The organism is Microbacterium sp. TPU 3598 (assembly GCF_002356155.1).
GTDB classification, from domain to species: Bacteria; Actinomycetota; Actinomycetes; order Actinomycetales; family Microbacteriaceae; genus Microbacterium; species Microbacterium maritypicum_A.
Window position 1 is genome coordinate 2,379,632 of sequence record NZ_AP017975.1, and the last position, 13,159, is coordinate 2,392,790.

Genomic DNA, 13,159 nt, shown 5'->3' on the forward strand with positions numbered 1-13,159 from the left:
TTGACCCATCAGAAATCCTGAACTCGACTCGTTGCGCGGTCTGGCCGCCATCTCGGTGCTGTTGTACCATGTCCTCGCGCTGAACTGGGCGACGTTGCAGGCCGGCATCGATCTTCTGCCGGCAGACCGCACGATCTTCAACATCCTCATCTTCTCTCCTCTGCACATCATCTGGCTGGGAGCCGAGGCTGTGTGGTTCTTCTTCGTCCTCTCAGGATTCGCGCTGACAAAGGCGGCGACGCGTCCAGGTTTCACGTGGTCGGCGTACTTTCCCAGTCGCATGCTTCGCTTGTACGGGCCCGTACTCTTCGCCATCCTCTTCGCGTGGCTCACCTACGTCCTGATTCCGCACGTCGTCGAACCAGGCGACAACATCGTGATCAGTTCCCTCCCGAAGAACTACGAGTGGTCGGAGATCGTCTACGACGCCACGCTGCTCGGAGGGACGAGCAACGGTATCGGCGTCCTCTGGTCCTTGCAGTGGGAGGTCGTCTTCTCGCTTCTCCTACCGGTCTATCTCTACCTGGTGCGCAGGTTTCCCGGTTGGGCGACGCTCGTCGCGATCGTGGGCTGCGGGATCGGTTGGAGCGTCAGCAACCAGCTCCTCTCGTACATGCCGATGTTCTTCTTCGGAGCCCTCTTGGCGCAGTACTGGGACCAGATCAGTCGGGCATTCGCATTCCTCCGAGGCGGTGGATGGATCGCGCATTCGAGCGGACTCGTCCTCGTGGTCGTGGCGATCTGCGGCATGACATCGTTCTTCCTGGTCGGTCGCCCTCTGCAGTCCATAGGCATCGATCCACGCCTGGCCACGATGCCGTTCGCTCTGGCCGGCATCGTGCTCCTCACCATCCTCAGCGTGCAATGGAGCCCTCTGAGCCGGCTGCTCTCGCTTCGCGTGATGGTCTTCCTCGGAACGATCTCGTTCAGTCTCTATCTCGTACATCGGCCGATCATGATCGCCATGGGCTTCGCCATCGGCGTGGGTGCCGTGCCCGCGATCCTCACGGTGGTCGCCAGCTTCGCCATCGCCATCGGCTTCTACTACGCCTTCGAACGGCCGATCCACCGGCTCGCGCGCCGCCTGAACCGGTCGATTCAGCGCAGGGAATCGGCCGGAGCATCGGCCGTGAGCATCTGACACCCCCTAGTCGTCATGGCGCTCCCCGGTGGTGGGCCGGCGATCTTCTCAGCGTCGACTACCACGTCGATCATGCTGCGAGAACGGACCGATCCTCAGCGCGGATACGCTGCGCGACGTGGCGGGACAGTCTGTGCGCGCCCTTCTCCACCAGGTAATAGAACGCGACGGCGACAGCGAGGCTCAGGACGATCTGGACGATCGTGGTGCGCTTGCCCGGCCCCAACAGGAAGAGCATCCCGATCACGATCGGTCCATGGGTGAGATACAGGCTGAAGGAGATCTTCCCGAGCGCAACGAAGGGCTTCAGCTGGAGTAGTGACCGCAGCGGGGTCCAGAGCATGACAACGACGAGCAGCAACACGATCCCCGTAAGTTTGGAAACAGTGAACAGGCTCGCAAAGAGGTTCGTGCTCCAATAGGATTCACGGTCGATGACGAAGTCGAACGTGTAAGAAGCCGTGATGAGGCAGACGGCCAGGACGAAGAGGGACGCCCACGCGACGTTCCCGCCGAATGTCGTGGAACGCAGCCCCGTGAATCGCTCGGCGATCCTCTCCCAGTGGTAGCCCAGTACCGCTCCGATCAGGAACATGGGCATGTAGAGGAGGAACATCGAGCCGGTCCACACACTGGCGATCGATGCGATGAGACCGAGCGACGCGCAGATCCAGGGGAACCGGCGCGCGAGCAGCACGGCCACGGGCAGCAGAAGGGAGAACAACACCTCCCACTGCAGGGACCAGAGAGGGACGTTGGCGATGCTCGTACCCGTCAGCAGCGTCGCGTCTTCGAGCGCACTCTCGACGGTGTACGTCGTGGGCAGTCCGATGACCATCCGATGGAACTCAGGGCTGGAGACATGCGGAATGAGCCAGAAGACCATCGCCGTCACCAGCACCGAACCGATGACGGGGAGGTAGAGGCGGATGATACGGCTGGGATAGTAGGCGTCCCAACGGTATCCGGGTCGCGCCGCTGAACGAACCAGCACGAATCCCGACAGCGCGAAGAACAACCACACCGCTTCCGGCCCCGCGGTGATGATCCGCAACGGCGAGTAGATCAGAGCATTGTTCCAGAAGCCCTCGACCGGGAGAAGCTCCGCGCCGTCGAAGAACGCCGGGATCGACGCAGCGGTGGCGTGATAGAGGAGGACCGCAAGTGCGGCCAGCCCACGGAGGGAGTCGAGTTCGGTCTTACGCACGTCCGTCTTTCTGGATGGTGGATGCCCGATGGAGTCTAACCACAGCGGGGCGGCGAGGAGGCCGCCCCCGAAAGGTTCGGGAGCGGCCTCCTCAGCGTCGGCACGTTGCTGTCGCGGCGGATCAACGGCAGGTCACGGCACTCTCACCGTGGAGCACACGATCAGAGGATTGCCGCCTGCTCCGTTGTTGATCGCATAGACGCAAACCTGGTTCGATCCGGACGGCATCGCGACCGACTTGCTGAAACCGTGGCGCGAGCCGGCGCCCGGGTAGGCTGCCCCGACATCGGGGCGTTCGCCATCGGCCAGGAAACTCGTGCCGACCCCGTTGACGTAGACGTGCACCTGGATAGGGTCCGTCGTATCGGGATCGAACGCCCAGCCGGTGAGGGTCGCGCCTCCGGCACCCGGCACAATGCTCTCGACGAAACCGACGGGCGCGCGGCCCTTGTCGACGATCACGGGGGCGCTCACCTTCACGGTGGAACAGACGACCAACGGGTTGCCACCGCTCCCCGTGTTGATCGCATAGACGCACACCTGATGACTCCCCTCCGACATCGGGAAGAACTCGGTGAAGCCGGTGTTCGGCCCCGCGCCGGGATACGACTTCGCGACATCTGGTCTGGGCTTGTCCGCAAGAAGGGCCTTGCCCACACCGTCCACGTAGACGTGCACCTGGATCGGATCGATCGTGTCGGGATCAAACGCCCAACCGCTGACGGTCGCGCCGCCGTTCACCGGGGCGATACTCTCGACGAAACCGAGGGGTACACGCCCCATGTCCACGGACGCGGTGACCCTCACGCTGGTGCAGGAGACCAGCGGATTGCCACCGGCGCCGTTGTTGATCGCGTACACGCAGACCTGGTGGGTTCCCATCGACATCGGAACGAATTCGCTGAATCCGGTACGTGGCCCTGCTCCCGGGTAGGAAGCAGCGACATCTGCGCGGGCCTTGTCTGCGAGGTAGGCCTTGCCCACGCCATCGACGTACACGTGCACCTGGATGGGATCAGTCGTGTCCGGATCGAAAGCCCATCCCGTGACCGTCGCGCCGCCGGCCCCCGGCACGATGCCCTCAACGAACCCCTTCGGCACTCGCCCCTGATCGACAGGCGACGTCACGTTCACGGTCGAGCACACGATCAGCGGATTGCCGCCCGCACCGTCATTGATCGCGTACACGCAGACCTGGTGCGATCCCACGGACATCGACACGAACTCGTTGAATCCGTGGCGTGAGCCCATCGCGGGATATGCCGCCCCGAAATCGGGTCGATCCTTGTCCGCACGGTAGTTCTTGGCGACGCCGTCCACCTCTATGCGGATATCGATCGATGCTGTCGTGTCCGGGTCGTACGCCCACCCCGAGATCGTGGCGCCTCCGGGACCCGCGGCCATGCTCTCGACGTGTCCGATCGGAGCACGCCCCGGGTCCTTCGCCGGGGGCACCGTCACAGTGGCGCACCCGAGCAGCACGTTTCCACCATTACCGACGTTGATGCCGTATGCGCACACGGACTGTTGCCCTGCGGGCGCGGTGATGGTCGCGCCGAACCCGTGAGCATTGCCGTAGAGCGGGTACTGATCGCGCACATCGTTCCGCGGCCGGCTCGCGACCAGCGCGGTCGCCGAGGACCCCACGTAGACATGGACTCCGATCGAGCCCGCGGTATCGGGGTCGAGAGCCCAGCCAGACACCTCTACCCCGCCGGCGACGCCGGCCACGGCCTCCAGCGCCCCCACGGGCGGACCGGTCTTGCCGATGACTTCCTCACAGCGGAGAGTAGAGTTTCCGCCCGCCCCGACATTGATCCCGTAGACGCAGATCCGGATACCGCCCGACGCGGAAGTGGGAATCCTGACGTCGAACCCGTGCTTGCTCCCCTTGCCGGGGTACGACGCTCCGACATCGGGGCGGTCTCCGTCCGCCGTGTAGGCGTAGCCGGCCGACCCCACGTACACGTGCACGCCGATGCTCTCCGCAGAGTTGGGGTCCAACGCCCAACCGCGCACCCGATACTCACCGGGGAGTGCCTCGATCGACTCCACGACCCCGATCGGATCATCTCTCGGCCCCTGGGTCGGGCCGAACCAGTCGGTGAAGTAGTTGTAGAAGTTGCGGTTGCCGTATGCCGAACAGCCGTCCCCCTCTCCGTACCCGGCGCGCAGCGCCGCGGCATTGGGCTGATAGGGGGTGTAGTAATAGAGCGCCGACGTCGCCTTGTTCGCGATGTACACCGGCGAGCTGCCGCAGTTCGCGTTGGGGTTGTAGAGGATGTTCCAGGTCTTGCCGGGCGCGTACCACTGGAACCACTTGCCCTCCATGTAGATCTGCATCTGACGCGCGGCACCGTAGATCTGGTGGAAGAAGCCGATGTAATTCGGATCGCAGGGCGCCGTGTCAGGGCAGCCCTGTCCCAACGCGATGTTGTAGCGCCACGCGCTCGGCCAGGTGTGGGTGATGAGGCCCTGCTCCTTCTGGAGCATGACGATCAGCACCTGCGGGTTGATGTTGCACGACTGGGCGACGCGGTAGATGATCCTCGCGGCCGACTCATTGGCCGCGCCGGTATAGCCCTTGCAATAGGCGTCGGCCGGGCGGGTGACGGAGGTGATCGAGAAGTCCTTGATGCAGACGTAGCCACTCTGACAGCTCGAAACCTTGCTGTTGAAGAACGCCTGGATCTGCGCCTCCGTCATCGTTCCCGCGTTCGTGAAGACCGCATCGCTGATGATGTTTCCCGCATCGAATCCGGCCAGCGTCGTCTTCACCATCCCGGCGGAGACAGGATCGGCGGCTGCTCGCGTGACGCTCGTGCCGCTCGCCAAGACGGATGCGGTTGCGGCGGTGGCGGGGACCACAGTGCCGATGACAAGGGCGAAGGCAGCGAGGAAACAGGTGAGGAGTCGGGGGAACCTCATGGTGTTTCGCGAGCGTGGGGCACGTCGAGACATGTGACCAGTGTGACGGAAGTTGCGGGATGATGCCACTGTTACACGCTTTGCGCCACAACTTTTCGGCGTGTCGCCCGTATGCGCAGGTTGCTCTCAGCGAATCACAAGTCGGCGTGCAGGCCCCAGAGGCGTTCCGCCGAGCTCGCCCAGGAGAACGCGCGCGACCGATCGGCGGCAAGCACTCGGAGTCTCTCCGCCGCTCCCCCAGCCGCCTCCACCACGGCGTCGGAGATCTCCCTGGAAGGGACGAGAATCCCTCCGTCGGCGATGACGTCGTGGTGCGAGCCGCTGGAGACAGCCACCACCGGGATACCCAGCACCATGGCCTCGACTGCACGCCACGGCCACCCCGCCACGGCCTCGGTCGCCACGAAAACAGCGGCCCCGTCCAGAACCGCCGCGCGGTCCTCGACGCTCAGCCTTCCTCGCACGTGCGCACGCCGCTCGGGAAGACCTGCAGCCGACGCCGCGTCGGCGTAGCGAGGTTCCGCACCGTCGGGAGCATCGACGATGACAGCGTCCAGACCAGCGGCCGCCGCGCCTCGGAACCCGTCGGACAGGTTCGCGGGAGATCCGCTCAGGACCACGTACTCATCCGGTAGCGAGAGAGCATGGCGACGTGCGGCGGCATCACGGGGAACGTCGAATCCCTGCGGCGGTGCGCCCGCGATCACCCGCACGCGGTCGCCGATCTTCGCCAGCTCCGAAAGACGCTCGGCAACGGCGTGAGACGGCACCACCACCGCGTCGGCATGTCTCACAGCTCGACGGAGCATGCCTCGCTGCCAGGCCGCATTCCCCTTGGACAGCAGCTCCGGCGCATCCCAGGCTCGCAGATCCCACACCGTGACCGTGGTCTGGTGGTTGTCGTGCACCCGATCATGGCGCACAAGGGGCGCCATCAGCGTCGGCGAATGGATGAGTCCGCCGCCGACACCCGGAGCGATCCCGAGCTGCCAGGCTGCGGCGAGTTCACGACGCCCCATCCCGAGCGTGCGGATGTCCCCTATTCCCGCCACAGGCACGGACGCGCCGGCCGGAACGATGGCGTCCACGGCGCAACCGGAGGGGGCGGTCGCGACCAGGCCGGCGGTGATTCCCACCGCGGCGTCCGCGTGATCGGCATCGACGACATCCACGAGCTGATCCAGAACAACACGCAGTCGAGCACCCATGCACACAGGCTATCCCCGCTGTGCCGCTCCCCCCGTGAGGTCAGCGCCCGCGCCGCCGTAGTGTCAGCGTTCGCACAGTTTTCGCCCACCACGGCCGCAGCGGTTCATGCTTGAATGCTCGGGTGAGCGATGGTCGACTTCCCGTCCGGCGCCGATGGATCGGGTGGACCGTCGGCATTCTGCTGACCCTTCTCCTCATCGCCGTCGGCTGGGTCACCGTCCGCGGGATCGGCGCCGTGAACGACCTTCAGCAGGTCGCGAAGGGTGCCTCGCAGCTGAAGGCCTCGATCGCTACCGGTGATCTCGACGGCGCGAGGCCGATCGCGCGGAGCATCGCTCACAACGCGGAATCCGCGCACGCCCTGACCTCCGACCCGGTGTGGCACGCTTTCGGCGCCCTCCCCTGGATCGGACCGAACTTCAGCGCTGTGAGCGACATCGCCGAGATCGCCGACGATGTGTCGAACGACGCCCTCACGCCGCTCCTGGATGTTGCCGCGGACTTCGACCTGGCGAGCCTCGGCTTCGCCGGCGGAACCATCGACCTCGCACCGTTCGCCGAGATCGCCGGCCCGCTCGGCGCCGCGGACACGGCGCTCGGCACCGCGGAGTCGAAGGGCAGACGCATCGACGCGGACGCCACGCTCCCCCCGCTCGCCGATGCCATCCGCACCATGCGTTCATCGGTCGACGAGGCGGCGACCGTCGTCGGCTCGCTCCACGGCGCCGCCGTGCTGCTGCCGACGATGCTCGGCGGCGAAGGCCCGCGCAACTATGTGCTCGCGATGCAGAACAACGCGGAGCTGCGATCCTCGGGCGGGATCATCGGATCGATCGCCCTGCTGCATGCCGAGGGCGGCAAGATCTCGCTTCAGACCCAGGCATCGACTCGGGACTTTCCTCCGCTGGAGACCGGCCTGCCTCTCAGCGACTCCACGATCGCCCTGTTCGAGGATCGCCCCGGCCGATATCTGCAGAATCTCACCAGCATCCCTGATTTCCGTGAGGCCGGCGCCGCCATCGCCGCGCGGTGGGAGGGACGGTTCGGCGGGACCGTGGACGGCGTCATCGCCGTGGACGCCGTCGTCGCGAAGCATCTGATCGCCGCGACCGGAGATCTCACGTTCGGCCCCTTCACGGCCACGTCCGAGAACATCACCGACATCCTCCTGTCGGAGATCTACGCTGCCGTCCCCGATCCCGCGGTACAGGACGAGATCTTCGCTCAGGCCGCTGGAGCCCTGTTCGGTGCCGCCCTGTCCCGCGCGGAACCGCGCGCACTGCTCGGAGCTCTCTCTGACTCGGCGGCCGAGGGACGCATCCGCATCTGGAGTGCCCACGAGCCCGAGGAGACCGTGCTCGCGGCTTCCGCCCTGGGCGGGACGATCCCCGACGACACCTCCGATACGACCTCCGTCGGGGTGCTGATGAACGACACCACCGGCGGCAAGATGGACTACTACACCCGCGCCGCCATCTCGACATCGGTCGGCACGTGCCAGGGAACACCCACCACGCAGGTGCGGGTGACGTGGACGAACACAGCCCCCGCCGACGCCGCGACCACCCTGCCCGCCTACGTCACGGCCGATGGCTTCTACGGCGTACCGGCAGGAACGGTGCGCACTCTGATCGCCGTATACGGCCCCGAGGGGTCGACACCGTCGCATATCGATCGGGACGGCGCAGAGGAGGGCGTGCAGACGGCGATGATCGGGGATCGATCGGCGGTGCAGCACGAGGTCTCCCTCGCGCCCGGAGAATCGACCACGATCACGATCGAGTTCCAGGGCACCGGCGCAGGTGAGCGTCTCACCGAAGTGCTGCACACCCCGCTGATCGACACCCCCGTCACGACTCGATCACCGCTCCGATGCGCTTCGTGACATTAACAGCTCGATAGGGTACTGTCGACTCACTGGGGAATATCTGACGTCCGCAATCCTGCCGTGGGGGCAGGACGACGTCACGCAGTTGGATGCAGGGGTGTATCCAAAGGCGATTCCGCGTGAAATTCTGGGGAGAAATCATGCTGAAGAAACTGGCTGCCATCAGCCTTGCCGCCGGCGCGCTCGTACTCGTCGCGCCCACCGTCGCAACCGCTGCGCCGACGGTTCCGTCCGCGTCGTCCGACTCGTATCCGACGCCTCCCGGCGCCAAGGTCGGCGATCCGATCATCGACATCTGCGAAGCCTCGACGATCGTGTTCGGACCGGGCTACTTCCTGCCGTCCGAGAACGTGAACGTTTCGGTTTCCGGCTACAACGCAGGGAAAGCCGCGGTCTCCGGCAACACCGCTGCCGGAGACGGCAGCCTGACGCTCACGTTCCGTCCGCCGTCCGACGGAGAGGGCTCCTACGCCGTCGCCTTCAACGGCTCGCGTTCGTACACGGCGACGATCACGGTCTCGCACGGCCACGATGCTGCCGTGAGCTGCGACCACGATCCTGGAGTCGCGGCCGCAGGTTCTGAGCTGCCGCTCACCGGCGGGGGTATCGAGCTGGCCCTCACGGGCGGGAACGTCTCGCCGTGGATCCTCGGCGGCGGAGCAGCTGCGCTGGTAGCCGGCGGAGCACTCGTCGCGGTCGGAGCTGCACGCCGCAAGCGCGCCTAGGTCCGGCTGCCGCCTCGTGCGGTGGTCGACTGGACGACGGTGATCCCTCCCCCTCCGATCACCGTCGTCTGGTGCATCCGGTGGAACCCACCGGAAGCCCACGGCCGCTCTCCTTCGGGAGGCGACCGTGGGCTTGTCATGCGCACTGACCTCGCGCTCCAGCGGGCACGGACCTGCACAGAATTCCGCCGCTCCGGGACACCCGGGGTCACGGCTCAGGAGTCGGCGTCTCCGTCGGAGGATGCAGCTTCTGCTGGATCATCTCGTGGATGAATGCGTAGTCGGGCTGGTGCTCGTCCACGCCGGTCTCGGGTGTGAGTTCGATCGAGGTGACCGGTTGCTCCTTGGCCTTGAGCATCAGATCGAAGAACTCCGGGAGCTTGTCGGAGGGAAGGTCGGTGCTGATCAGCGCCGTCCCCGCCGCGGCCACCTCGTTGAAACGCGTGAGAACCGTCTGCGGGGTGAACTGCGCCAGAATCGCGGCCTGCAGCTCTCTCTGACGCTTCATGCGATCCCAGTCGCTGGTGGTGTACCGCGAGCGGGCGTACCACTGCGCCGTATCGCCATCCATGCGCTGCTTGCCGGGCTCGATCCATCCGATAGCCCACTCGTTCACATCGCTGCCCGTCCATCCCTCCGGCGGGCCGCCCTTCGGCAGACGCTCGGTGACGTCGATCTCCACGCCGCCCAGAGCGTCGACGAGCTCTGCGAAGCCGTGCATGTCGACGAAGACGTAGTACGGGATCTCGATTCCGAGAACTCCCTCCGCCGCGTCCTTCGTCGCCTCGATCCCGGGTTCCGAGCCGTTGGCCTTGGCATCCGGATAGAGGCCGGTGCCACCATCCTCTCGACAGACCTCCGCGGCGTTGCGTACATGGTTCATCCAGCCGTTCCAGCCGCAGGTCGATGAGCCATGGCCTTCGAACCCGTTCGGATACAGCTCCTGCATCGGACTGCCGTCGCTGAACGGCGCATTCGGAAGCTCTCGCGGGATACCGGTGATCGTGACAGCCCCGGTGTCCGCGTTCACCGAGACCACCGAGATGCTGTCGAACCGCATCGAATCGCGCCCGTCACCGCTGTCGGCGCCGAGGAGAAGGATGTTGTAGTAGCCGTCGCTGGGCTGCACGCTCGGTCCGCTCTGTCCGAAGATCGAGCCGATCGTGTTGCGCACCGATCCGACGGCGGTCGCAGCGTAGCCTGCGCCGCCTCCCACGAGTCCCAACAGCACCAACGCGACGACCGGGATGGCGAATCGGGACGGCCCAGGCACTTTCACGAGTCGCACCAGGCGGAGAGTGTCGAAGGTGAGCACGGCCCAGAGCACGACGTACCCCACCAGCAGCACCTGCACGATCGTCAGGACCACGGCGGAGAAGAACCCGCCACCGATCGTGAGCCAGAGCAGGACAGGGCGGGCGAAGAGCGCGAGGCCCAGTGCCACGATCGCGAGGAACCAGGAGAGCAACGTGGCACCGAGACCGAATCGCCCGAGGCGACGGTTGCCGGCGAGCACCTGCGCGGAGCCCGGAACCAGGAGGTTCACCGCGATCAGCCACCACCCGCGTTTGACCATCGTCCGCGAATCGGCGGGATCAGGATGCCGCAGCGGCCGGGTCTCGATGAGCGGGCGCCGTGTTGCGCGCGGAGGCGCAAGAGTCACAGTGAACCCTTCAGCCGTTCGTTCTTCTCCTCGACCTGCGCCTCGAGCGCACGTGCGTACTCCTCGACGCTATCGGCGAGAGCCTCATCCGACGTTCCGAGAATCCGCGCGGCCAGCAGACCGGCGTTGCGCGCCCCGCCGATGGACACGGTCGCCACCGGGATACCCGCGGGCATCTGCACGATCGACAGCAGGGAATCCATGCCGTCGAGATATGCGAGCGGCACCGGCACGCCGACGACGGGAAGCGGTGTCATGGAGGCGAGCATGCCGGGCAGATGGGCGGCTCCCCCGGCACCGGCGATGATGACGCGGATGCCACGTGAACGCGCGTCGCGCGCGTACGACATGAGCTTGTCGGGTGTGCGGTGCGCGGAGACGACCTCCACCTCGTGGGGGATCCCGAAATCCGTGAGCGCCTGAGACGCATCGCTCATCACGCGCCAGTCGGAGTCGGATCCCATCACGACGCCGACCAGGGGCTCGGCGGAAGAATGCAGTGGCTCGGTCACCAGATCAGGGTACGGTCTGCCGCTGTGAGATTCCCCGAACGGCACACCACTTGCCGCGCATGTGTGGCGAAGAGCCGCCACATGCGATCTGATCAGACGAAGTGCGCGGCGACGGCACGGGCGACGTAGACCGCATCGTCGAGATCATCGTCTGCAACGTTCACGTGGCCGACCTTCCGACCGGGCCGGGGCGCCTTCCCGTAGGTGTGGATCTTCGCCTGCGGGTGCTCAGACATCGCGGCCCCGAAGCGCTCGTCCAACGTCCCTTCGGCCGGGCCGCCGAGGATGTTCACCATCACTGACCACGCGGCGCGCGGCGCGGTGCTCCCGAGAGGAAGATCGGCGACCGCCCGCAGATGCTGTTCGAACTGGCCGGTGACGGCGCCGTCCTGACTCCAGTGGCCGCTGTTGTGCGGACGCATCGCGAGCTCGTTGACGAGTATCCGCTCGTCGTCGGTCTCGAACAGCTCAACCGCCAGCATGCCCGTCACGCCCAGACCTTCCGCGATGGTGCGACCGATCGACTCCGCGACCTCCACCAAACGCTCGGTCGCGGCAGGAGCCGGGGCGATGACCTCGGCACATACCCCGTCGCGCTGAACGGTCTCGACGACGGGGTAGGCGACGATCTCGCCGCCGACGCCACGCGCCACCTGCTGGGCGAGCTCACGCACGAACGGGACGAGCTCCTCGACGAGCAGGGCGTCTCCGTCGGCGAGCGCCGCCAGCCAGTCCTGTGCCTCCTCCGCCGCACGCACGACCCGCACGCCTTTGCCGTCATAGCCTCCGCGTGGCGTCTTCACCACGCCTGCTCCGGCGTGCTCGTCCAGGAAGACCTGCAGTTCGGCGGCGGTGCGCACAGCCGCCCATTCGGGCTGAGGGATCCCCAGCTCTGCGAGGCGCGCGCGCATCACGAGCTTGTCCTGGGCGTACTGGAGCGCATCCGGCCCCGGGTGCACGGAGACGCCGTCCGCGACCAGCTGTCGGAGAACGTCCTGCGGCACGTGCTCATGGTCGAAGGTCACGACATCGACGCCGGCCGCGAAAGCCCGCACCGTATCAAGATCGCGGTAGTCGCCCACGGCGGTGGACGCCAGCTCGGCAGACATCCCCTCCCCCTCTGCGAGCACCCGCAGTTCGATCCCGAGCTCGACCGCCGGAGCGATCATCATCCGGGCCAGCTGTCCTCCGCCGATCACGCCAACACGCAACGCCATGTGCCGCCTCCATTCGTCTGCACCCATTCTTCCGCACGCGACCGGGCGCGCACGACCGGTTGCCGATGGGCGTCGCCGGCGCCGGCTCGCTCCGCGGCATGCCCGGCGAGGGAACTCAGTCGCCGACGGCCTGCGCGTCGCGATGGGCGAGGATCTGCCCGACCTCGATCTGGTCGGCAAGAGTCTCGTGCACCAGAGTCACGTTCGGCACGTTCGGCAGTCGCAGCGGCGCGTCGACGCCGTTCGAGAGGGTGATCGTGCCCGACCCCCACAACCGCTGCAAGGGCCCCCGCCGAACGGCGATCGTGTAGCCCCGGGCATGCGACATCTCATGGCGCCGACGAGAACCGATCCCCTGGCGGACGATGACCCGCCGCGTCGTGACGGTGGTGCTCCGCGAGTACCAGACGATGAACGGCAGCACGACGGCGAACAGCAACAGCGCACCCGCCGCGGCGAGGAGCATCCAGTCCTCGAACCCCGCCGGGAGGTTGCCGAAGAAGTATGCCGTCGCCCCGAAGGTGGCGATGAGGACGAGAGCCGACCAGAACAGCCGACGTGCGTGGCTTCGGAAGCGCGCGATCAACAGCTCCTCCGAAGGCGTACCGGGCGGCGGCATCAGGGGCCGCCCGCCGAGCGTCACAGGCTGGGTCACCCCACCATTGTGCC

At 66.4% G+C, this 13,159-nt stretch carries 10 protein-coding genes; 3 read left to right on the forward strand and 7 right to left on the reverse strand.

Annotated elements, in window-relative coordinates; all coding sequences use genetic code 11:
- Positions 1-7 precede the first annotated feature (7 nt).
- A complete protein-coding gene (locus MST3598_RS11315) occupies positions 8-1,141 on the forward strand; it encodes an acyltransferase family protein (RefSeq protein WP_081860066.1) in 1,134 nt (377 codons plus the stop codon).
- Positions 1,142-1,211: 70 nt separating this feature from the next.
- Here MST3598_RS11315 and MST3598_RS11320 read toward each other — a convergent pair whose 3' ends face one another.
- From MST3598_RS11320 to MST3598_RS11330, 3 genes are all read right to left on the reverse strand, one after another.
- Complete coding sequence (locus MST3598_RS11320) at positions 1,212-2,348, reverse strand: acyltransferase family protein (protein ID WP_029258292.1); 1,137 nt, start codon at positions 2,346-2,348, stop codon at positions 1,212-1,214.
- A 132-nt stretch (positions 2,349-2,480) separates the two neighbouring features.
- The gene (locus tag MST3598_RS11325) at positions 2,481-5,276 is read right to left on the reverse strand and encodes a hypothetical protein (protein ID WP_029258293.1); all 2,796 of its coding nucleotides are present in this window, start codon (positions 5,274-5,276) and stop codon (positions 2,481-2,483) included.
- 134 nt (positions 5,277-5,410) lie between these two features.
- Positions 5,411-6,484 carry a glycosyltransferase gene (locus MST3598_RS11330; RefSeq protein ID WP_029258294.1) on the reverse strand — a complete coding sequence of 358 codons (1,074 nt, stop codon included), beginning with the start codon at positions 6,482-6,484 and terminating at the stop codon, positions 5,411-5,413.
- A 122-nt stretch (positions 6,485-6,606) separates the two neighbouring features.
- Between MST3598_RS11330 and MST3598_RS11335 the strand changes: the two genes are divergently transcribed.
- Positions 6,607-8,370, forward strand: a complete 1,764-nt coding sequence (locus MST3598_RS11335) for a DUF4012 domain-containing protein (RefSeq protein ID WP_029258295.1) — start codon at positions 6,607-6,609, stop codon at positions 8,368-8,370.
- 143 nt (positions 8,371-8,513) lie between these two features.
- Positions 8,514-9,098, forward strand: coding sequence for a hypothetical protein (locus tag MST3598_RS11340; protein WP_029258296.1), 585 nt, complete (start codon positions 8,514-8,516; stop codon positions 9,096-9,098).
- 208 nt (positions 9,099-9,306) lie between these two features.
- On the opposite strand, the gene MST3598_RS11345 is transcribed toward MST3598_RS11340, so the two are convergent.
- The 4 genes from MST3598_RS11345 to MST3598_RS11360 form a co-directional block, all read right to left on the reverse strand.
- Complete coding sequence (locus MST3598_RS11345) at positions 9,307-10,761, reverse strand: LCP family protein (RefSeq protein ID WP_029258297.1); 1,455 nt, start codon at positions 10,759-10,761, stop codon at positions 9,307-9,309.
- Positions 10,758-11,225, reverse strand: coding sequence for a 5-(carboxyamino)imidazole ribonucleotide mutase (gene purE, locus MST3598_RS11350; RefSeq protein WP_036271441.1), 468 nt, complete (start codon positions 11,223-11,225; stop codon positions 10,758-10,760). Before purE ends, MST3598_RS11345 begins: the two co-directional genes overlap by 4 nt.
- A gap of 140 nt (positions 11,226-11,365) precedes the next feature.
- Positions 11,366-12,490, reverse strand: a complete 1,125-nt coding sequence (locus MST3598_RS11355) for a 5-(carboxyamino)imidazole ribonucleotide synthase (RefSeq protein WP_029258298.1) — start codon at positions 12,488-12,490, stop codon at positions 11,366-11,368.
- Between the two features lie 115 nt (positions 12,491-12,605).
- Positions 12,606-13,109 (reverse strand): PH domain-containing protein, encoded by a 504-nt coding sequence (locus tag MST3598_RS11360; protein ID WP_172889180.1) that lies wholly within the window; start codon positions 13,107-13,109, stop codon positions 12,606-12,608.
- Positions 13,110-13,159 lie beyond the last annotated feature (50 nt).